General features: G+C 70.8%; 19 protein-coding genes and 1 pseudogene. 13 read left to right on the top strand and 7 right to left on the bottom strand.

The genetic code is table 11. The annotated features are described in order from the left end of the window. Positions 1-138: 138 nt before the first annotated feature. The gene (locus CA984_RS29250; RefSeq protein WP_086576735.1) at positions 139-786 is read right to left on the bottom strand and encodes a TetR/AcrR family transcriptional regulator; all 648 of its coding nucleotides are present in this window, start codon (positions 784-786) and stop codon (positions 139-141) included. 116 nt (positions 787-902) lie between these two features. On the opposite strand from CA984_RS29250, the gene CA984_RS29245 reads away from it, so the two are divergent. Together CA984_RS29245 and CA984_RS29240 are read left to right on the top strand one after the other, a co-directional pair. After that, complete coding sequence (locus CA984_RS29245) at positions 903-1,115, top strand: hypothetical protein (protein WP_086576734.1); 213 nt, start codon at positions 903-905, stop codon at positions 1,113-1,115. A 107-nt stretch (positions 1,116-1,222) separates the two neighbouring features. Continuing rightward, positions 1,223-2,131, top strand: a pseudogene (locus CA984_RS29240) (RNA polymerase sigma factor); the annotation flags it as partial. 25 nt (positions 2,132-2,156) lie between these two features. On the opposite strand, the gene CA984_RS29235 reads toward CA984_RS29240, so the two are convergent. Beyond that, positions 2,157-2,996 carry an undecaprenyl-diphosphate phosphatase gene (locus CA984_RS29235; protein WP_207621084.1) on the bottom strand — a complete coding sequence of 280 codons (840 nt, stop codon included), beginning with the start codon at positions 2,994-2,996 and terminating at the stop codon, positions 2,157-2,159. 65 nt (positions 2,997-3,061) lie between these two features. Continuing rightward, positions 3,062-3,970, bottom strand: coding sequence for a MurR/RpiR family transcriptional regulator (locus tag CA984_RS29230; RefSeq protein WP_207621083.1), 909 nt, complete (start codon positions 3,968-3,970; stop codon positions 3,062-3,064). Positions 3,971-4,082: 112 nt separating this feature from the next. Here CA984_RS29230 and CA984_RS29225 point away from each other — a divergent pair, with 112 nt between their 5' ends. From CA984_RS29225 to CA984_RS29190, 8 genes are all read left to right on the top strand, one after another. After that, the gene (locus CA984_RS29225; protein ID WP_086576731.1) at positions 4,083-5,240 is read left to right on the top strand and encodes a C45 family autoproteolytic acyltransferase/hydrolase; all 1,158 of its coding nucleotides are present in this window, start codon (positions 4,083-4,085) and stop codon (positions 5,238-5,240) included. 35 nt (positions 5,241-5,275) lie between these two features. Then, positions 5,276-6,898 (top strand): ABC transporter substrate-binding protein, encoded by a 1,623-nt coding sequence (locus CA984_RS29220; RefSeq protein ID WP_207621081.1) that lies wholly within the window; start codon positions 5,276-5,278, stop codon positions 6,896-6,898. 79 nt (positions 6,899-6,977) lie between these two features. Continuing rightward, on the top strand, positions 6,978-7,913 hold the full coding sequence (locus CA984_RS29215) for an ABC transporter permease (RefSeq protein WP_086576730.1): 936 nt from the start codon (positions 6,978-6,980) through the stop codon (positions 7,911-7,913). After that, complete coding sequence (locus CA984_RS29210) at positions 7,910-8,857, top strand: ABC transporter permease (protein ID WP_086576729.1); 948 nt, start codon at positions 7,910-7,912, stop codon at positions 8,855-8,857. The genes CA984_RS29215 and CA984_RS29210 overlap by 4 nt, the downstream gene beginning before the upstream one ends. Beyond that, positions 8,857-9,822, top strand: coding sequence for an ABC transporter ATP-binding protein (locus CA984_RS29205; protein ID WP_086576728.1), 966 nt, complete (start codon positions 8,857-8,859; stop codon positions 9,820-9,822). Before CA984_RS29210 ends, CA984_RS29205 begins: the two co-directional genes overlap by 1 nt. After that, the gene (locus tag CA984_RS29200) at positions 9,822-10,616 is read left to right on the top strand and encodes an ABC transporter ATP-binding protein (protein WP_086576727.1); all 795 of its coding nucleotides are present in this window, start codon (positions 9,822-9,824) and stop codon (positions 10,614-10,616) included. The genes CA984_RS29205 and CA984_RS29200 overlap by 1 nt, the downstream gene beginning before the upstream one ends. A 66-nt stretch (positions 10,617-10,682) precedes the next feature. After that, on the top strand, positions 10,683-11,174 hold the full coding sequence (locus CA984_RS29195; RefSeq protein WP_086576726.1) for a SigE family RNA polymerase sigma factor: 492 nt from the start codon (positions 10,683-10,685) through the stop codon (positions 11,172-11,174). Then, on the top strand, positions 11,171-12,313 hold the full coding sequence (locus CA984_RS29190; RefSeq protein WP_086576725.1) for a hypothetical protein: 1,143 nt from the start codon (positions 11,171-11,173) through the stop codon (positions 12,311-12,313). The genes CA984_RS29195 and CA984_RS29190 overlap by 4 nt, the downstream gene beginning before the upstream one ends. A 459-nt stretch (positions 12,314-12,772) precedes the next feature. Here the strand turns inward: CA984_RS29190 and CA984_RS29185 are convergent, their stop codons facing one another. Together CA984_RS29185 and CA984_RS29180 are read right to left on the bottom strand one after the other, a co-directional pair. Next, positions 12,773-14,026, bottom strand: a complete 1,254-nt coding sequence (locus CA984_RS29185; protein WP_242676238.1) for a M28 family metallopeptidase — start codon at positions 14,024-14,026, stop codon at positions 12,773-12,775. 143 nt (positions 14,027-14,169) lie between these two features. Continuing rightward, entirely contained in the window at positions 14,170-15,714 is a 1,545-nt protein-coding gene (locus CA984_RS29180) for a M28 family peptidase (RefSeq protein WP_086576724.1), read from the bottom strand. A 238-nt stretch (positions 15,715-15,952) separates the two neighbouring features. Here CA984_RS29180 and CA984_RS29175 point away from each other — a divergent pair, with 238 nt between their 5' ends. Continuing rightward, positions 15,953-16,138, top strand: a complete 186-nt coding sequence (locus CA984_RS29175) for a PspC domain-containing protein (RefSeq protein ID WP_012887554.1) — start codon at positions 15,953-15,955, stop codon at positions 16,136-16,138. Positions 16,139-16,154: 16 nt separating this feature from the next. Next, positions 16,155-16,802 carry a lipoyl(octanoyl) transferase LipB gene (gene lipB / locus CA984_RS29170; protein WP_086576723.1) on the top strand — a complete coding sequence of 216 codons (648 nt, stop codon included), beginning with the start codon at positions 16,155-16,157 and terminating at the stop codon, positions 16,800-16,802. Here the strand turns inward: lipB and CA984_RS29165 are convergent, their stop codons facing one another. Continuing rightward, positions 16,803-18,368 carry an amino acid permease gene (locus CA984_RS29165; protein ID WP_086576722.1) on the bottom strand — a complete coding sequence of 522 codons (1,566 nt, stop codon included), beginning with the start codon at positions 18,366-18,368 and terminating at the stop codon, positions 16,803-16,805. 17 nt (positions 18,369-18,385) lie between these two features. Then, positions 18,386-19,360, bottom strand: coding sequence for a phosphotransferase (locus tag CA984_RS29160; protein WP_086576721.1), 975 nt, complete (start codon positions 19,358-19,360; stop codon positions 18,386-18,388). 75 nt (positions 19,361-19,435) lie between these two features. Here CA984_RS29160 and CA984_RS29155 point away from each other — a divergent pair. After that, on the top strand, positions 19,436-20,941 hold a 1,506-nt coding region (locus tag CA984_RS29155), incomplete at its 3' end, for an FAD-dependent oxidoreductase (RefSeq protein ID WP_165781459.1).

Raw genomic sequence — 20,941 nt, 5'->3', positions numbered from 1 at the left:
GGCCGGAACGGGCGGGGCCAGGCGTGTGCGAGGGACGGGGTCGCAGTCTCCGGCGACGGCGTCCGGCGTCTTCGCGCGGCTGTTCACGTCGGCGACCTACCGGTGGACGCCGGCCGCGTCGCGGGTGGCCCGGCCGCGTCAGCCCGCCGCCCGCCGTACGGCATAGCCGCCGACGGAGGGCTCCAGCAGGTCGAAGACCTGGCGGGCGGATTCGGCGACGGCGGCGGCGATCTCCTGGTTGCCCCGGCCGTCGAGGGTGTGGCGCTGCACCTCGGCGAAGAGCACGCGGTGGGCGCCGCCGAGCTGGGTGGCCACCGCGCGCGGGAGGGTGGCGTACGGCTCGGCTCCGGTCTCGGCGGCCAGGACCTCGGTCAGGGCGTCTTCGCGCAGGTCGTGCAGATCGCGGATGCGGGCCACCAGCGTCGGGCTGTCGGCGATCATGCGGGCGAACCGGGCGCCGGAGAAGCCGATGACGGGGTCGTGGCGCTCCACCCCCGTGAAGAACGCGCGCCTGAGCGCGGCGAGGGCCGATTCGCCGGGCTCCCGCTCCGCGACCGTGCGGGCCGGGCCGGCCACGAACTCCTCATGGTGGTCGAGGGCCAGATCCTCCTTGCGCGGGAAGTAGTTGGTGACGGTCATCTTGGCCACCCTGGCCGCCGTCGCGATGTCGGCGATGGTCGTCCTGTCGAAGCCGCGCTCCATGAACAGCCGGGTCGCGTGGTCCGAGATGGTCTGGCGGGTCTCGCGTTTCTTCAGCTCCCGCAGGCCCGTTGTCTCTGTGCTCATGCTGCCATCCTCTCACAGGTTCGACATATTTTTAGGTTCGACCTGTTTTTATGTTGACAACAGATCGATGCCGACCTAAATTTATGTCCAGCACAAGGTTTACGGATGGAGACCGTATGAACCCCCAGGTAGCCCCCGCCTTCCGCGTCTCGGCCGCCGGCGCCGTGGTCAAGCTCGACGCCTCCTTCCCCGAGGGTGCCCGCGCTTCTGCGGCCCCGGACGCCGGGCCGTACCGGCCGCGCCGCCGCGAGCACGAGCACGCGCGCTCCACCGGCAGGACGGACCTCGCCCGCCGCCCTCTCCACCAGGCGCGGTCCCGCACCTACTGAACAGACCGCCGTTCCCCCGCCCCCTACGAGAGGTGCCTGCCTTGTCACTCGGTTCCACCGTCACCCAGACCGGCGACGAAGTCCTGACGCTCCTGAAGGCCGAGATGGGCGCCACCTCCGACCCGGTCAGGGACTACCTCCGGCAGATCGCCAGGATCCCCCTGCTCACCGCCGAGCAGGAGGTCGAGCTGGCCCGGCGCGTCGAGGCGGGCCTGTTCGCCCGGGAACGCCTCGACGCCGAAGGGCTCCCGGCGGCCCTGAGGGCCGAGCTGGAGTGCGTCGCCGACGACGGCCGCCGCGCCAAGGACCGTTTCGTGGAGGCCAATCTGCGGCTGGTCGTCTCGATCGCCAAGCGCTACGCCGGACGTGGCGTGCCCCTCCTGGACCTGATCCAGGAGGGCAACCTGGGCCTGATCCGCACCGTCGAGAAGTTCGACCACAGGCTGGGGTTCAAGTTCTCCACCTACGCCACCTGGTGGATCAAGCAGTCGATCAGCCGGGCTATGGCCGACCAGGCGCGCACCATCCGCGTCCCGGTCCACATGGTCGAAATGATCAACAAGGTGTCCCGGGCGGAGCGGCAGCTCCTGCGCGACCTGGGGCGCGAGCCGACGCCGGAGGAGATCGCGGCCGAGCTCGGCCTGACGCCGGAGAAGGTCACCGAGATCCGGGGCCACGGCCGCGAACCGATCTCCCTGCACACGCCGCTCGGCGACGAGGGCGACAGCGAGCTCGGTGACGTGATCGAGGACGCGGAGGCCGTCACCCCGGAGGCGGCGGTCGCCTTCACCCTGCTCCAGGAGCAGGTGCGCGCGCTGCTCGCCACGTTGACCGGGCGTGAGGCGGGCGTGATCTCGATGCGGTTCGGGTTCGCCGACGGCAGGCCCCGGACCCTGGACGAGATCGGCAGGGTCTACGGCGTCACCCGCGAACGGATCCGCCAGATCGAGTCCAAGACCATGTCCAGACTCCGGCACCCCTCCCGGTCACAGCCCCTGCGCGACCACCTGAGCTGAAAGGGCGCGTCCAGGGGCGACGGGCCTAGGAGGTGGGCGACAGGACGCCGAAGCTCACCAGGGCGATGATGGCGACGCCGAGGAGGATCCGGTAGATCACGAAGCCGGTGAAGCGGTGGGTGCTGATGTACTTCAGGAACCACGACACCGCGGCGTAGCCGACGATGAACGAGATCACGGTGGCCAGGATCGTCGGGCCCCAGTCGGGGGCCTTCCCTTCACCGATCTTGAACAGCTCCAGGAAGCCCGCGCCCAGCACGGCCGGGATGGCCAGCAGGAAGGAGTACTTCGCGGCCTGCTCCCGGCGGTAGTCCAGCAGCAGGCCGGCGCTGATCGTGCCGCCGGAGCGCGAGACGCCCGGGATCAGGGCGAGCGACTGCGCGAAGCCGTAGATCAGGGCGTGCGTGAAGCTGAGGTGCCTGTCCAGCGTGAGCTTGTTGCGTGCGGTGTGGTCGGCGAACCAGAGGACCAGCCCGAAGACGATCAGCGTCGTGCCGATCAGGCGCAGGTCGCGGAAGGCGGTCTCGATGGGGTCCTTGAAGGCCAGGCCGAGGACGACGATCGGCAGGGTGCCGATGATCACGTACCAGCCCATCCGGGCGGCGTAGTGCTTGCGGAGGTCGGGCGTCCACAGGGCTCTGGTCCAGGTGGAGATGATCTCCCAGATCTCCTTGCGGAAGTAGATCACCACCGCGGCCTCGGTGCCGAGCTGGATCACCGCGGTGAACGCGGCCCCGGGGTCCTCCCAGCCGAAGAACGCCGACACGACCCTGATGTGGGCACTGGAGGAGATCGGTAGAAACTCCGTCAATCCCTGAATGAGCCCGAGGACCACCGCTTCGAACCAGCCGATCAACTTGGGCACCTTCCGTCCCAGCGCGTGCGTAACCTACGCGAGGCTAGCGGAGCGCGGGACTTCCCGTGACTCCGTCATCCGGCTGGAGCCGATCGGCGGGCGCGGGATTCCTGGGGGCCGAGGAGCTGCTCGCGCAGCGCGCTGAGCTGATGGGAGTGCTCCACCGAGCGGTTCTCGTCCAGGGAGTCGATGGCCAGCAGCAACGCGTCGGCCACGATGATGCCGGTCAGCGGCTCGGCCGTGATGCCGGTGGGGGTGTGCGGGGCGGAGAGCGCGGCGTCCACCCGGTCGGCGAACGCGTCGCCCAGCTCGTCGGAGATGAGGACCACTCCCGCGCCCACGGCCTTGGCCCGGTCGACCAGCACCTCTATCTCGCGCAGGCGCCTGCCCGGCTGGAAGACGACGACGGCGTCCCCATGGGCGAGCGGGAGCAGCTCGTCGGCGAGGGCGAAGCCCGTGGCGCCCGTGGAGCGCGCCCGGTGTCCGCGCCGGCCCAGTTTGAGCGCCAGGTGCCGGGCGGCGGGCTCGGAGGCCCCGACGCCGTAGACCAGGGTCGAGCCCGCGCCCGCGAGCACCTCCACCGCGCGCTGGAACGCCTGCTGGTCCCAGAGCCGGTGGCTGTGCTCCAGCCGTTCCCGTGCCTCGTCGAAGACCCGGGTCCAGATGGCCGACAGGTCGTGGCCGACGTGAGTGATCCGTTGCTGCAGCCGGACGTCCGGCGGCACGGCCGAGCTGAACTCGGCCGCGAGCGCCCGCTTCAGGCCTGGCAGCCCGCCGAAGCCCAGCCGTTGCATGGTCCGCACCACCGTGGCGTTGCTGGTGCCGCTCGCGCCGCCGAGCTCCTGGGCGCTGGAGAACAGGATCTGCTCGGGCGGGCAGGAGATCAGGAACTGGCACACGGCGCGCTCGGCGGGCGAGAGCTCGTCCCACAGCTGGCGGACGACCGACCTGAGCTGCTCAATCGGGCTGTGTGTATTTTCCATTACGACTGTTGACTCCTGTGTATCGAGCATTACTCTGTCTCAGGAAACGTCATTACAGATTCCGTGACATCTGAAATGAACGTTACACGGCCTTCCCGTGCTAGGAGTCCTATTGAGCCCCAACCCGCTGCCGCTCGTCGAGATCTCCGGCGCGCCCCGCGACCGCGGTCGCCAGTACGGCGAGCAGGCCCGTGAGCCGATCCACCGGGCGCTGGCCTACTACACCGAGGCGTTCGGCCACTCCTCCGGGCTCACCTGGGGCCAGGTCACCGACCGCGCCACCCGCTGGGTGGAGGTCTCGCGGGGCTTCGCCCCCGATCTGGTCGAGGAGATGGAGGGCATCGCCGAGGGCGCCGGCCTGGGTCTTCTCGACATCCTCGCACTCAACGCCCGCGGCGAGATCATCTACGACGACACCTTCGCCCGGATGAACGGAGCGGCCGGAGCCGGCGGAGACGACGGCGCCCCCGACGGCTGCACCTCGTTCGCGCTGCTCCCCGAGGCCTCCGGCGACGGCCACGTCTACGCCGGCCAGAACTGGGACTGGCGTTCCGGCGTCGCCGACACGGTGATGGTGCTGCGCATCGTCCAGCCGCCCAGACCAACGGTGATCATGCATGTGGAGGCCGGGCAGATCGGCCGCCAGGGCGCCAACTCCGCGGGCATCGCGCTGAACGCCAACGGCCTCGGCGGCCGGTTCGACGACGCGGTCGGCATCCCGCAGACCGTCATCCGCCGCCGGGTGCTCGACAGCCCCGACCTCAACGCCGCGCTGGAGGCGCTCACCGGGTCCAGGGCCCACATCGCGAGCAACGCGCTGGTCACCCACCGCGAGGGTTTCGCCATCGACCTGGAGACCACCCCCGGCCCGGTCGGCTGGATGTATCCCACCGACGGCCTGCTCGTGCACGGCAACCACTACCAGGCTTTCGTCCCCCCGCAGCTCGCGGCGTCCTACCGCCCCGCCGCGGCCGACTCCCTGTTCCGGGTGCCCCGGGCGGAGCTGGGCCTGCGCCGCTGCCGTGACGCCTCGGGCTCCGACGAGGCCCGCAAGCTCATCCGGACCGCCATGTCGGACCACCTCGGCTTCCCCGAGTCCCTCTGCACCCACCCCGACGAGAACCGGCCCGCCGTCAGGCGGTGGGCCACCCTGCTGTCGAGCTGTGTCGACCTCACCACGGGCGACTACCTCATCACTGCCGGCACGCCCTGCGACCACGAGTACGACCGCGTGCCCTGGAACCTCTACGACGGACCGGGCGGCGAGTGAACGCCGTGCCCGAGATGAGAGAAGACCCCCATCTGATGAAAACGACACGCTGCCTGGTCCTGGCCGGTCTCGTCGGCCTGACCGCCGCCTGCGGAGGCACCGCCGCGACCACCAAGACCCCCGACGTCGCGAGCCTCACGCTCGTCAACCAGACCGCCAAGGCGGCGGGCCCGCTGGAGAAGGCCACCTGGCTGCTCGGCGAGGAGCCGGGCACCCTCGACCTGGACATCGACGGCGGCACGCCCAACCGGACCGTCATGACCAACGTCTGCGAGCGGCTCATGCAGACCCAGCCCGACATGACGATCAAGCCGTGGCTGGCCGAGAAGGTCGACCAGCCCACCCCCACCACAATGGTCTTCACCCTGCGCGCGGGCACGACCTTCCACGACGGCACGCCGATGACCGCCGCCGACGTCGTGTGGAGCCTGGAGCGCCACGCCGCCGAGGGCATGAACGAGTCCGACGAGTTCGAGGACGTCGAGTCGGTGAAGAAGACCGGCGACGACCAGGTGACGATCACCTTCAAGAAGGCGAACGCCCTGTTCATCCAGGCCATGGCCGGTGACGCCGGGATCGTGCTCAACCGGAAGGTCGTCGAACGCCTCGGCAAGGACTACGGCACCCCCGGCCACGAGGACGCCTGTTCGGGTCCCTACCGGCTCGGCGAGTGGAGGTCGGGCACCGAGATCACCATCGAGCGTGACGACGCCTACTGGAACAAGGACGTCAAGCCGCTGACCAAGGCGGTCACCTTCCGCTGGGCCGACGACAGCGCCATGGTCAACAGCCTGGTCACCGCCGCGGCCGACGGGGCCTACCTGGCCGAGACCGGCGCCGCCGTCGCCCTGGCCGAGAACCCGGCCGTCAACGTCGCCTACGGCCCGACGACACGGGTGTTCGTTCTCCTGCCGACCGACCGCGGGACCCTGAAGGACCCGAGGATCCGCCGGGCGCTCTCCCTGGCGATCGACCGGTCCGGCATCGCCAAGTCGGGCTTCGCCGGGCTGGCCCGGCCCTGGAAGGTCCCGGTCGGCGCGGGCGCCTGGTCCTATGAGAGGCCCGCGTTCCAGGAGGCCTACGACCGGCTTCAGGGGGCTCCCGCCGCTCCCGACGACGCCACGATGGCCGAGGCGAAGAAGCTCGTCCAGGAGGCCGGCTCGCCCGCCACGCCCATCGTGGTCGCCACCGACGGCGACCAGGCGCGCTCGGTGATCGCCAACGCGGTCGTCGACGCGGCAGGGAAGCTCGGTCTGGCCGCCGAGATCAAGACGGTCCCCAGCTCGGAGTTCGGCGCCTTCTACACCGACAAGGCCAAGCGCGCCCAGGTCGACCTGGTCCCCGACGACTGGTACATCACCAAGAGCGACCCCATCGGGTTCTACGACAACGGACTGTCGGGCTCCTCCAACAACTGGGTCGGCTTCGACTCGCCGGACTACGACGCGCTGGTGGCCAAGGCGCTGGAGACCACCGACGACGCCCAGCGCGCCAAGCACGTCATCGACCTGCAGGACAGGTTCACCGCCGACATGGTGTGGATCTCCCTCGTCGAGGTGCCCTCCACCGTCGTGCTCAACAAGAAGGTGACCGGCCCGCCCGCCTCCATGACCTACTTCGGTTACCCCTGGGCGACCGATCTGGGAGCGGCGGGCTGACATCCGGCACGGCCCGCGCCGCCCCCGGCGCGGGCCGCGTCCCCGCCGAGGAGCCGTACCCCGCCAAGGAAGGAGCAGCATGGCGCTGCGCGTGGCCCGCAAGCTGGCGGGTCTGGTCGCGACGTTGCTGGCCACGTCGTTCATCATCTTCGGAGCCGCCTACGCGGCCCCCGGCGACCCGGTCACGTTCCTGGCCGGCGGCAAGGAGAACCTCACGCCCGAGTATCTCGCCGCGGTCCGGGCGCAGTACCACCTGGACGACCCCTTCTCCGTCCAGTACGGCCGCTGGCTCTGGGACGCGCTCAACGGTGACCTGGGCCGCTCCTTCCAGTACAACGACGAGGTCCTGGACCTGCTGGCCGCCCGGCTGCCGACGACCCTCGGCCTGGTCGCCTACGCCACCGTGCTGTTCGTCGTGATCGGCGTCGCCCTCGGCGTCCTCGCCGCGGTGCGGGGCGGCCGGACGGACTCGACGGTCGTGGCCGGCACCACGTTCGCGACCTCGGTCCCGCCGTTCGTCGCCGCGACCGCGCTGATCTCGGTCTTCGGTGTGCAGCTCGGCTGGTTCCCGGTGGCCGGCGGCGGATCGTTCACGCACCTGACCCTGCCCGCGATCACCCTCGCGCTGGGCGCCGTCGCGATCATCAGCCGGGTCACCCGGCAGGCCATGGTGGAGCAGCGCGAGCTCGACCACGTCACGGTCGCGCGGGCCTCGGGCCTGGCCGAGCGGCTCATCGTGGTGCGGCACGTCTTCCGCGGCGCCCTCGGGCCCGTCGTGACGATGTGCGGCCTGGTCAGCGCGGGCATGCTCGCCGGGACGGTGACCGTCGAGACCGTGTTCGGGCTCAGCGGCATCGGCTCGCTGCTGGTCGGCGCCATCAACACCCACGACTTCCCGGTGACCCAGGCCGTGCTGCTGCTCATGGTCGTCGCCTACATCACGGTGACCACGCTGGTCGAGCTGGCGCAGCCGCTCATCGACCCGCGGGCGCGGATCGAAAGGAGCCGGGCATGAAGCCGGACAGCCCCGTCCTCCGCGGGGAGCCCGACGTCGGGGACGCGCCCTCCGGTCCGGGACAGGCCCCCGCCCCGCCGGGACAGGCCCCGGCCTTCCCGGGGCGGGGAAGACGGCGCATCGCGGCACTCGTGGGCGCAGGACCCGTCGGATCCCGGCTGGCCTCGGTCTTCCTGGCCGTGGTCGTGCTCTGCGCGATCCTCGCGCCACTGGCCGCGCCGTACAGGCCCGACGCCATCGACTTCGCGGTCTCGCTCTCCCCGGCGACCCCCGAGCACCTGCTCGGCGCCGACCAGTCGGGTCGCGACCTGCTCTCCAGGGTCATGTACGGCGCGCGGACCTCGCTGATCGGCCCGCTCGTCCTGCTGGCCGTCGCCTCGGTCGTCGGCGTCGCGATCGGCACGCTGGCCGCGTGGTCGCGGGGCTGGGTGGACGCCGTGCTGTCCCGGGTGACCGACGTGATGTACGCCTTCCCCGGCCTGCTCTTCGTGGTCCTGGTGGTGGCCGTCTTCGGCAACGGGATGACCACGGCGGTCCTCGCGCTGGGCCTGGCCTACGCGCCCACCATCGCCAAATACACCCGGAGCATCGCGATCACCGAGTGCGCGAAGCCGTACATCGACGCCTACCGGGTCCAGGGCATGGGGAGCCTGGCCATCTGCGTGCGGCACCTCATCCCCAACCTGGCCCGGTCCCTGGTGGGTTATCTGGTCGTGCTGTTCGGTGAGGGGCTGATGAGCCTGGCCACGCTGAGCTTCCTCGGCTTCGGCGCCCAGCCGCCCTCGTCCGACTGGGGGCTCATGGTCAAGGAGGGCCAGGCGGCCATCGTCCAGGGGGCCTTCCTGCCCGTCCTGGTCCCCGGCGCGGCCATCGCCCTGGTGGTCGTGTCCTTCAACGTGATCGGTGTCAGGCTGGCCGACCGGCTGGGCACGAGGAGGCTCTGATGCTGCTGTCCGTGGAAGACCTCACTCTGGAGGCGGGCGGCCGCCGGCCGATCCTGCGGGACGTCGCGCTCCAGGTGCGGCGCGGTGAGATCGTCGGTCTCGTCGGCGAGTCCGGTTCGGGCAAGTCGACCATCGCCCGCGCGGTGCTGCGGCTGCTGCCCCAGGGGGCCCGGGTCTCCGGCCGGGTCCTGGTCGGGGGCGAGGACGTGCTGACGATGGACGACGCGCGGCTCCGCGCCCTCCGCGCCTCGGACGTCTCGATGATCTACCAGGATCCCCGGTCGTCGCTCAACCCCGTCAGGAGGATCGGCGACTTCCTCACCGAGCGCATGATCCTGACGCTCGGCCGCCCCGCGGCCGAGGCCAGGTCCCGTGCGGCGGAGCTCCTCGCGGCGGTCGGCATGCGCGACCCGGAGCGCCGCCTGCGGCAGTATCCCCACGAACTGTCCGGAGGCATGCTGCAGCGGGTCGTGATCGCCGCCGCGCTGGCGGCCGATCCGGCGCTGATCCTGGCCGACGAGGCCACCAGCGCCCTCGACGTCACCACCCAGGCCGAGACCCTGGCCCTGCTCCGCACCGTGCAGGCCGAGCGCGGCCTCGGGATGCTCTTCATCACCCACGACCTGCACCTCGCCTCGGCCTTCTGCGATCGGGTCCACGTCCTGTACGCCGGAACCGTGGTGGAGTCGCGGCCCGCCGCCGACCTGTTCGCCGACCCCCGCCACCCCTACACCGCCGGCCTGCTCGGCTGCACGCCCGAGCTGGGAGACCCGCGCCCGCTGCGGCCGATCCCCGGGAGGCCGCCCTCCCTCGACGACCTCCTGCCGGGCTGCCCGTTCTCCCCCCGATGCCCGCACGCGGAGGCGGAGTGCGAGACCTGGGCGCCGCGGCCCGTCGCGGTGGAGGGCGGCGTCGCCGCCTGCCGCCTCATCCCGGTGGCCGTCCAGGAGAGGAGCCCGGTCTGATGCTGTCCGTCCACAACCTGTGCAAGGCCTTCCCCGGCACGGTCGCGGCCGACGCGGTCTCCTTCGAGCTGCCCTCCGGCGGTTCGCTCGGGCTGGTCGGCGAGTCCGGATCCGGCAAGACCACCGTCGCCCGCATGCTCGTCGGGCTGGTCCGCCCCGACTCCGGCACCGTCACGGTCGACGGCCGCGTCCGGGATCCGCGCGAGCGCGGGCGCGCGGCCAGGCTCAGGCGGGCCAGGGAGATCCAGATGGTCTTCCAGGACCCCTACGTCTCCCTCGATCCGCGGCTGACCGCCGCCGAGTGCCTGCGGGCCGTGCTCCGCCTGCACAGCAAGGACCGCTCGCGCGTCCCCGTCCTGCTCGACCAGGTCGGTCTCGGCACGCGGGAGGCGGGCGCCCGGCCGCACCAGCTCAGCGGCGGCCAGCGCCAGCGGCTGGCGATCGCGCGGGCCCTGGCGGTGGAGCCGTCGGTGCTCGTCCTGGACGAGGCCGTCGCGGCACTCGACGTGTCCATCCAGGCGCAGATCCTGGAGCTGCTGGCGCAGGTGCGCCGCGACTCGGGGGTGGCGCTGCTGTTCGTCAGCCACGATCTCGCGGTCATCAGGCACCTGTGTGAGGAGACGCTCGTGCTGCACCGGGGCCGGGTGGTGGAGAGCGGGCCGGTGGCGAAGGTGCTCGCCGAGCCCGAGCACCCCTACACCCGGCTGCTGCTGGGCTCGGTGCCGCGCCCCGGCTGGGATCCCGCCGAGGTGGTACGGCTCCGCCGGGAGATGGAGGCCTCCGAAGTTTTCTGATTCCCCGTCAACCGAAGCCCTGGTCCCGGCGGTAGTCATCCTCGGAGCATCGAGGTGGAGGCAGGGATGACTGAGTTCGCGGAGTACGTCGCGCAGCGTCACGAACGGCTGCGAAGAACGGCGTACCTCCTCACCAGGGACTGGGCGATCGCCGAGGACCTGGTGCAGACGGCGCTGGCCAAGGCGTGGGTCGCCTGGCGGCGGATCGACGGCGATCCCGATCCGTACGTCTATCGGATCATCACCAACACGCACGCCTCCTGGTGGCGGCGGCGCTGGCGGGGGGAGGTCCCCACCGAGGTCCTGCCGGACCGGGCGGACGCGGGCGACTTCACGAGCGACGTCGGCGACCGGGACGTCCTGTGGACGGCGATCGGCGAGCTGTCGGGCCGCCAGCGGGCGGTGGTCGTCCTGCACTACTTCGAGGAGATGACCCTCGCCCAGGTGGCCGACGTGCTGGGGTGCTCCGTCGGGGCGGTGAAGAGCCAGCTCGGCAGGGCTCTCACCCGGCTCCGGGTCGACCAGGGGATTCAGACGATAACGGGAGCCAGGCGATGACCCACACCGAGCACGACCTGAGGGAGCTGCTCGCGGCGCGCAGCGAGGGCGGCAGCGGGGGCGCCGCCCGGCTGGAGGAGATCGTCACGAGGGGCCGGAGGATCCGGCGGCGCAGGTGGGCGGCCGCCGGGACGCTGGCCGCGGCGCTGGCGGTCGTGGCGGGTCTGACGCCGGTGCTGCTGTCCGGCGGGCAGGGGCGGGCGTCGAACATCGCGGCCTCGGTGCAGACGCCTCAGGGAGAGGGCGTACGGCTGGCGGGCGTCCGCCTCGCGAACGTGGGAAGGAAGGAGAAGGTCTCCTTCACCCCGAGGAGCGGGAAGACCTCCTACCGGGTGAACTGCGCCGGCCCGGTCCAGACCTTCGTGCGCCTCGGCGACCAGGTCGACCACGGCAGGTGCGGAAACGAGCAGGGGCGGGAGTGGTCCACGTTCGGCAAGCTCGAAGAAGCCCGGGAGGGGGTCACCGTGGAGGTCGAGGTGTTCACCATCCCGACCTCGCGGGTCCCGGCGGACATCACGGCGGAGACGGCCCTCTCACGGGAGGACTTCGACCGCGTGCTCGCGCTGGCCGAGCCGGGACCGGGCCTCTGGGAGATCGCGATCCATGACGGCGGCGTCTCCGACCGGTCGTGCTCGCCGGACATCTGCCTGCACAGCGGCACGCTGCCGGCGACGAAGGGGGAGCGGAACCTGGCCGGCCTGCCCAACAGCCACACGATTGAGAGCCGCCGCTTCAAGGAGATCAACAAGAGGTTCAGGGTAAAGGCGGATCCGAGCGGCCAGGGCTCGGTGTACGTCCGGTGCGAGGGTGCGGACCTGTACGCGTTCATCTGGCCGGGTGCCACCGGCGACGGCGTGCTGGCCGTGGCCCAGCCCTGCGGGGCGATGCCGGTGAACTGGGACTTCCAGAGCACGGACGGTGCCACGGTGGCGGTGGTGCCGCGCGAGCGGGTGCCGGCCGGTCTGGACTTCGCGTCGGACCTGGAGAAGGGGGCGGATCTGGCCAGGGAGATCGTCGGCGGGCTCACGCCCACGCCGGGGAACTGGGAGGTCGCCGTCCAGCAGTGGGACGACCCCCCGTCGAAGGTGAAGAAGTCCTGGTCCTCCGACGGGAAGGTCACCTTCTCCTTTGAGGACTGACAGTGATGATGTGGATGAGCGTCTCCCGTCGAAGCCCGGCCCCAGGGCTGACTGACTCCGGGCCTTGAACGGGATGTGCCGGCTTCGGTGGGCCTGCCCCTGCGGGGTTCCCGCCGGGGCTGACCCCGCAGACGCGGGGCCGGCGGGCCCCGGCTGAGGTGGGGTACGGCTCCGGGAGGCGGCCGTACCCCACCCCTTCCCACTAGCGGGTGATCTTGACGTCGTCGATGCCGGCCTCGACGAGCGAGGCGCCGGAGGCGTCGGCGGCCTCGATGAGGATCCGGACGCTCTGCCCGGCGTAGGAGGAGATGTCCACGTCGGCCACTGCCCAGGCGCCGTTGCGGTTGGTGGCCGCGCCGAGCTGCTGGAAGACCTGGGTGGTGGTGGCGCCGACGACCTTGACGCGCAGGTAGTCGGCGCTGGAGGCGTTGGAGCCGTGTGCCAGGTACCAGGAGAAGTTCAGCTTGAGCGTCCCGCCGGTGGGCAGGGCGACGGCCGGTGACTGGATGGTCGTGGTGCCGCCGTCGATGTCGTGATCCCCGGCGGAGGCGCCGGCCAGCGGTCCGGTGACCAGGTCGTTGCTGCCGCTGACGGTGGTGCCGAGCTGCTTGGCGCCGCTGGAGGTGTGGCCGCGGGGTCGCCCCGCTCCCACCGGCCGAGGGTGGCGGTGTCGGTGCCGCCGGGGTTGGCGGTCCAGCCGGTCGCCGTCTCGAAGGTGTCCTGCCAGACGGTCACGGGCGGGGTGGCCGTGGCGGTCGTCCACACCGCGTAGGCGATCGCGTCGGCGTTGCGGTTCAGCGCGGTGTCGTTGATGTTCGCCGTGGTGTCGCACGCCCGGTGGTAGCAGGAGTCGAACGCCTGCCCCGCCGTACCGCCCCAGAGGGTGGCCTGGGCGCTGGACTTGACGCCCTCCGCGCCGGTGAACGTGCCGCCGGCGGGGATGCCGACGCTGATGAACGGCCCGTAGTCGGAGCGGCCGTCGAAGTCGGTGCCCCGGGTGGCCACGCCGATCGAGGTGAAGTAGGCCTGGAGCGTCGCCTCCAGCTGGGCGGAGCCCGCCGGGCCGGGGCCCGAGCCGACGCCGTCGGAGTTGTCGCCGTCGTAGACGAAGTAACCGGCGTTGGGGGAGCCCACCATGTCGAAGTTCAGGTAGCCCTTGACCTTGGCCCGTTCGGCGGCCGGGAGGTTGGTGACGTAGTACTGCGAGCCGCGCAGGCCCAGCTCCTCGGCGCCCCACCAGGCGAAGCGGAGGTGCTTGGTGGGCGCCAGGGCCTGGCGGGAGACCTCCAGCGCGGTCTCCAGGATGGCGGCGCTGCCGGAGCCGTTGTCGTTGATGCCCGGCCCCGCGGTCACGCTGTCGAGGTGGGCGCCGACCATGAGGATGTCGTTCGGGTCGCCGCCGGGCCAGTCGGCGATGACGTTGTAGCCGGTCGCGCCGCCGTAGGTGAACGACTGCAGGGTGGTGGTGAACCCGGCGCCGTCGAGCAGGCCCTTGACGTAGTTCGCCGAGGCGAGATAGCCGGGGCGGCCGTGGGCGCGGTTGCCGCCGTTGGCGGTGGCGATGGACTGGAGCTGGGTGAGGTGTGCTTTCACGTTGGCGAGTGAGATGTCCGGTGGGACGGCTGCCGACGCGGCCGACGCGGCCGGCGCGGTGAGCGCCAGGGGGATGGCCAGGATCGCCGCCATCCCGATGGTCCACAGGTTGCGCATCATGCTCCTCGGGTTGTGAGGTGTGGGGGTCCCCCGAGCGGCGCGCACCTGGCGGGTGCGCGCCGTACAGCGTGGTGGTGCGCTTGGGCGGTGTCCCCGGATCCGCTACCTGCGATGGCCGTCAGGTGGGATCCGCGGGACACGGGTCAGCGGGCCGCGTCCTCCGGCGCCCGCTTGGCGGTCGCGGCGGACCTCGCGAGGGAGGCGGCGTCGCGGTCGGGGATCGTGGACAGGTCGTAGGCGTAGAAGGCGGTGGAGTAGCCGATCGCCCGGGAGTTGCGGTCCAGCGCGGCGGCGTTGATGTTGGTGATGGAGTCGCACGCCGCGTGGTAGCAGGGGTCGTAGGGGGCGTCCGCCGTACCGCCGAACACGGCGGCCTCCTCGGCGGTCTTGATGCCTTCGGCGCCGGTGAAGATGCCGCCGGCCGGGATGCCCGCCGCGATGAACGCGCCGTAGTCGGAGCGGCCGTCGAAGTCGGTCCCCTTGAAGCCCAGGCCGCGCTTGCCGTAGAACTTCTCGAACAGCTTCTCGATCTCGGCGGATCCGGCCGGACCCGCTCCGGCGCCCTCGGCGTCGGAGTCGTCGCCGTCGTAGAGGAAGGTGACGTCGTTCGGCGAGGCGACCATGTCGAAGTTCAGGTAGAGCCGGATCTTGTCCCGCTCGGCCTGGGACAGCCCCGCGACGTACTGGTCGGAGCCGAGCAGGCCCAGTTCCTCGGCGCCCCAGAAGGCGAACCGCACCTTGTTCTTCGTGGGCAGGTAGGCCAGCTTCAGCGCGGTCTCCAGGATGGCGGCGCTGCCGGAGCCGTTGTCGTTGATGCCCGGCCCCTCGGTGACGCTGTCCAGGTGGGCGCCGGCCATCACGACCTCGCCCTTCTTGCCCCACAGGGAGTCGGCGATGAGGTTCTTGGTCTGGCCGACCGTGGTCTTGGCGTCGACCTTCAGGCGGACGGTCGTGCCCGGGGTGTCGGCCAGGTCGAGGCCGACGGCGGTGCTGGCGATGACGATCGGGAAGCCGAAACGCCACTCGCGGATGTCGAACACGAACGGGTCGGTACGGCCCGGCTGGCCCTCGTTGAAGAAGATCACACCGGCCGCGCCCGCCGCCTTCGCGTTCGTGGCCTTGTCGACGAACGGGCAGGTGCCCCGCTGGATGAGGGCGATCCGGCCCGGCACGAACCCGGCGAAGTCGGCGGCCTCGCAGCCCGCGGTGGAGGTGTTGGGGGTGCCGGGCACCGGGATCACCGCGTCGACCACTTGGACCTGCGCGGTGACGTCACCGGGGCTTGAGGAGATCACGGTGACGAAGTCGGCCGGGTTGGCGTAGGTCTTGGCCTCCGGCGTCACCTGCTGCAGGACCGAGGGGGAGAACTCCTCCCAGTTCACCGGGAACTCCACGTCGGTGGTGGAGACCTTGTAGCCGGCCCGCCGCAACTTGTCCCGCACGTAGGCGAGGGAGGCGTCGTATCCGGGCGTGCCCGCCGCGCGGGTGCCGCCGTTGGCGTCGGCGATCTGCTGGAACCTGTCGAGATGCTTCTTGACGTTCTTGCCCTTGACCTGGGAGGACAGGGCGTTGGCCAGGACATCCGGGATGTCGGCCGTGGCCGCGCTCGCCGGCGGGGTGAAGGCGAGTGGAAGGGTGACGGCCGTGACCAGGGTGGCGGTCCGGACCAGGTTGCGTCGTAGGCGCATAACGCTCCTCGGGGAGTGGAACTCGGGGGCCCCATGCCTTGCTAAGGCGGAACGTACCGTGATCAACGACCTTCGCCTAGGCCCATTGACGTCGATTCACCCGAATGGTCGCCCGGTCCGTCCGGCCCAGCCGGCCCCGTGCTCGACCCTGACAGGGTTTTCTCAGGGATGTCCGGGGAACGTGGAGGTCTCCGCCCTTCGTTTGGACAGGTGAAGAACAACCAGCCGGGGAGAGAAAATGCGCCGTTCGAGAAACCACAAGATCATCGCCGGGGTCTGCGGAGGGATCGCCGACAGCCTCGGCTGGTCGCCCACGGTCGTCCGGGTGCTGTGGCTGCTGCTCTCGCTCATCCCGGGTCCGCTCTGGGTCGCCTACGTGATCATGTGGATCCTCGTCCCCAAGGCTCCCGCGGTCCGGTATTGAAAATAAGCTGGGGGGCATGAGGCAACGCCCCCTGTCACTGATCCAGGACGACCTGGTCGACTACGAGAAGGCCATGGAGCAGATGACCGACCTGGTCGGTCAACGGCAGCGCGACGAGCGCCCCGACACGCTCTGGCTCCTCAGCCACCCGCAGGTCTACACCATCGGCAGGCGCACGCCGGAGCAGCATCTGCCCGACCCGTCCCACGGCATCCCGGTCGTGAGCACGGGTCGCGGCGGGCAGCTCACCTACCACGGGCCCGGCCAGCTCGTGGGGTATCTGATCGTCAAGCTGGGCGCGGACGAGGGGATCGTCGACTACGTCCGCGAGGTCGAGCTCCGGCTCGTCCGCGCGCTCGGCGCGCTCGGCATCCCGGCCGAGCGCCGTGACACCCCGCCCGGCTCCGAGCTGCTCACCGGCGTGTGGACGACGGAGACGGGCCGGAAGATCGTCTCGATCGGCATGCGGCAGAGCCGGGGCGTGACCAGTCACGGGTTCGCCCTCAACGTCGAGGGCGACCTCACCCCGTGGAACTGGGCGGTCGCCTGCGGCATGCCCGAGGTCGACATGACCTCGCTGAACCGGGAGTCCCGGAAGTCCCCCGCCACCGGAGCCATGGACCGGGTCCGGGCCGCGGTGGCGGAGGCGTTCGAGGCGGCCTGATCAGGCGACCGGCTGCTGGTCCTCGTCGACCGTACGGCGCGGCCCGGTGAACCAGTGCCGGGCCGACAGCGCCCACCACAGGCCCACCGCGAGGACCATCACCCCGACCACGATCGGCGCGTAGTTGACCGCGGTCCAGGTGAACGTCTCGTCTCCCGGCGTGGCGGGGTCGTCCCTGTTGAACGGCACCCCCGCCGGGGCGAGCGGCATGATGAAGTAGACCGAGACCACGATGATCTCGATGACGGCGATCCAGCACATGACCTTGTACTTCGCCCCCAGCGTCCACGGGCCGGGCTGGAAGCGGTCACCCATCCTCAGCCGGAGCCAGATCGGGATGGCGAAGGCGATGTAGAGGCCGATGACCGCGACCGAGACGACCGCGTAGAACGCCAGCGGGGTGCCGGTCGGGGCCTTGTAGAGGGCGGGGAGGGTCAGGATGAGGGCCGCGACGCAGCCGAACACGATCGCGTTGACCGGCGTCCGGTTCTTGTCGACCTTCGACCAGAGCCGCCAGCCGGGGATGCCGCCGTCCCGCGAGAACGCGTAGGTCATCCGGGACATCGAGGTCACGCAGCTCATCCCGCAGAAGAACTGCCCGATCGTGGAGATGCCGAAGATCACGGTGGCCAGGACCGGGGTGAGCGACGAGGTGAAGATGGCCCCCACGAAGCCGAACTCCTTGTTGACCGCGTCCACGTCGGTGGCCGCGAAGAGGAACGCCAGCAGCAGGACCCAGCCGCCGATCGCGGAGTAGAAGATCGACTGCCAGAGCCCGCGGGCCGCCGCCGTCGAGGCGCCCTGGGTCTCCTCCGAGACGTGCGCGCAGGCGTCGAAGCCGGTGATCGTGTACTGGGTCAGCAGGAAACCGAGCGGCAGCACGTAGAACCAGAACGACGTGTCGGAGAAGCCGGAGTTGTTGAAGCGCTCGGTGAACACGAACGACATCGACTGGTGGCTGTCCGGGCCGAAGATCAGGATCGCCACCACCACGGCCGCGCCGAACACGTGCCACCACACCGAGACGTTCTGCAGCACGGAGATCAGCCGGTGGCTGAAGATGTTGATCAGCGCGTGCAGCACCAGGATGACCGTGAAGAGGATGAAGGTGTTGCCCAGGGAGATCTCGAAGCCCTCGGCGAACCGGTTGATCGTGATGTTCATGAACGTCGCGCAGCCGTAGTCTACCGAGGCGGTCACCGCGACCAGCCCGATGAGGTTGAACCATCCGGTGAACCAGCCGTGGACCGGCCTGCCCATCTTGGCGGCCCACCAGTAGATGCCGCCGGCGGTCGGATAGGCCGACACCAGCTCCGACATGCACAGGCCGATGATCAGAATGAAGATCGAGATCAGTGGCCAGCCCCACGAGATGGCGATCGGCCCGCCGTTGTTCCAGGCCTGGCCGAAGGTGGTGAAACACCCGGCGAGGATAGAGATGATCGAGAAGGAGATGGCGAAGTTGGAGAAGCCGCTCCAGGTCCGGGAGAGCTCCTGTTTGTAGCCGAGCTCGGCGAGCCTCCTGGCATCCGCGTCCTCGTCCAGGGGTGGCACTGGCTTGGTCATGCAAGCCTCCTGATGTCTTACATGGGGGGTCTTGTCCGGTGGCCCGGGGAACCATCGGGGGGTGGGGCGTCCGGGCTGCCGGGCGTGCGCCCGCCCCGGACGTCGTCGACGAGCCGTCCGAACCCCGGATCGTCCAGGTCCCGTACGGCTCGCGCGAACTTGTCGGCCGCCTCCGCGTCGTAGTCGAAGTCGGCCGCGGCCGCCTGCTCGCGCAGCAGCCCGTGGTGCACGGCGAACCAGAGGGACCAGGTCAGGTTGGACATGATCAGGTTGAGCCGGACCCTCGCGGTCAGCCGGGGATCGTCCTCGCCGAAGTAGGCGCGGGTCAGCCGGTCGGCCAGGTCCGGGTCGTAGTCCGCCTCGGCGGCGATGTCGCCCAGCTCGAAGGCCGGGTCGTTGTTCCCGGAGAGCTGGTAGTCCACGATCCTGATCTCCGTGCCGCAGCGGATGAGGTTGCCCGGCAGCAGGTCGTTGTGGCAGGGGACGGCCGGCAGCGGGTCGGCGGCCAGCGCGCGCTCGATCCGCGCCACCGCCGGGAGCCGGTCCTCGTAGCCGTCGGGTACGCGCAGTCCGTGGGTATGGCAGAGGGCGAGGAACTCGTCGAGCTTGCGGAAGATGGAGAAGTCGTTGACGAACCGGGGACCGGCGTGCAGGCGGCGGCAGGCCGCCGCGATCGGCCCGGGGAGCGTCCGCACGTCGTGCGCGTCCAGGGTGGCGCCGTCGAGATACTCCAGCAGCAGGGCGCCGGGCATGCGGTGCAGGACGCGCGGGCCGACCCCGGCCCGGGCCGCGCGGAGCGTGTTGGCGATCTCCTGGTCGATGGGGATGCCGAGGCCCGCCTGCGAGACGCGCGGATCGAGCACCCGCAGCAGCCAGCGCTGCCCGTCGGCCGTGTCCAGCCGGGCGATCCGGTGGCTGAGCCCACCCTTGATCGGCGTCTCGGTGACGGGCTGTCCGGCCCATTCGCGGACGTCTGCGAGAGCATCTGGCATGCCGCACTCCTTTGGCCTACCTTCAGACCATTGATCCGATTATGCGGACGAGTTGTTACAGAGGGGTTGCCGACCTTGGAACTTCCCAACTCTGCGCGGGCCGTCGTGATCGGCGGCGGGGTGGCCGGATGCAGCGTGGCCTACCATCTGGCCAGGCTCGGCTGGAGCGAGGTGATCCTGGTCGAGCGGCACGAGCTGACCGAGGGGACCACCTGGCACTCGGCCGGTTTCGTGGGCCAGCTCCGCTCGACCGTCACCCAGACCAAGATGATCATGTATTCGGCCGGTCTCTATCCCGAGCTGGCCGAGCTGACCGGGATGGACCCCGGCTGGCGCGGGGTGGGCGGCCTCCGCCTGGCGACCACGCCCGAGCGGGTGGAGGAGTCGCTGCGGCTGGCGGGGGCCGGGGAGACCTACGGCCTGGGCCTGTCGGTGCTCTCCGGCGCGGAGGCGAAGGAGATGCTGCCGCTGCTCGACGTGCGTGACGTGCGCGCCGCGCTCTGGCTGCCCGGGGACGGCTGGCTCGACCCGGCGCTGCTGGCCAGGGCGCTGGCGGCCGGGGCCGAGAAGCTCGGCGTACGGATCTTCACCGGGACCCGGGTGACGGGGGTCGACGTGGTGGGCGGCGAGGTCGCCGGGGTCCGCCTCGCGCTCGGCGCCGAGGAGTGGTCGGTCCAGGCCGACACCGTGGTCATCGCGGCGGGCGCGGCCAGCGGGCGGGTCGGGCGGCTGGCCGGGGTGGACATCCCGGTCGTGCCGATCAAGCACCAGTATGTCGTCACCGAGCCTTTCGACGTCCCCTCGTCTATGCCCACGGTTCGGGACCCCGACAACATCGTCTACTTCCGGGAAGAGGGCGGCGGCATCCTGGTCGGGGGATATATCCGGACTCCGGAGATCTGGGACACGGGGAACCCGCTGGAGGAGCCCCGGACGCTGTTCGAGGCCGATATGCCGAAATTTCAGGAATCGTGGGAGTCGGCGGCCCGGCGGGTCCCGGCGCTGGGCCGTACCGGGATCGTGAAGGTCGTCCACGGGCCCGAGGCGTTCACCCCGGACGGGGAGTTCCTGCTCGGCGAGACCGCGGTCCGCGGCCTGTGGGCGGCGGCCGGGTTCTGCGTCCACGGCCTGGCCGCCGCGGGCGGCGTGGGCAAGATCATGGCCGAGTGGATCGTGGACGGCTCGCCCGAGTACGAAGTGTTCGGCATGGACCTGCGCCGGTTCGGCGGCCACGCCCGGTCCTCCTCGTGGGCCCGCGCCAAGGCGCTCGACTCCTACTCGAAGTACTACGACATCGTCTACCCGGGCGAGGAGCGCACCGCCGCCCGGCCGCTGCGCCGCTCCCCGGCGTGGGTACGGCACGCGGAGCTGGGGGCGGAGTTCGGCGAGAAGTCGGGCTGGGAGCGGGTCAACTGGTTCGAGTCGAACGCGGGCCCGTCACCGGAGGCCGGAGAGGCTCCGGGAGGCAGCGGCGCGTCGGAGGCGCGGGAGGTCCGAGAGGTTCCGGAGACGGAGGAGAGCCGAGAGGCCAGGGAGGTCGGAGAGACGGAGGGGGTCCGGGAGGTCCAGGAGGTCCAGGAG

The sequence above is a fragment of the Streptosporangium minutum genome (assembly GCF_002149035.1).
Lineage (GTDB): Bacteria > Actinomycetota > Actinomycetes > Streptosporangiales > Streptosporangiaceae > Streptosporangium > Streptosporangium minutum.
Note: the sequence above shows the minus strand (reverse complement) of the source record. Positions and strands in the feature narration are given on the sequence as shown.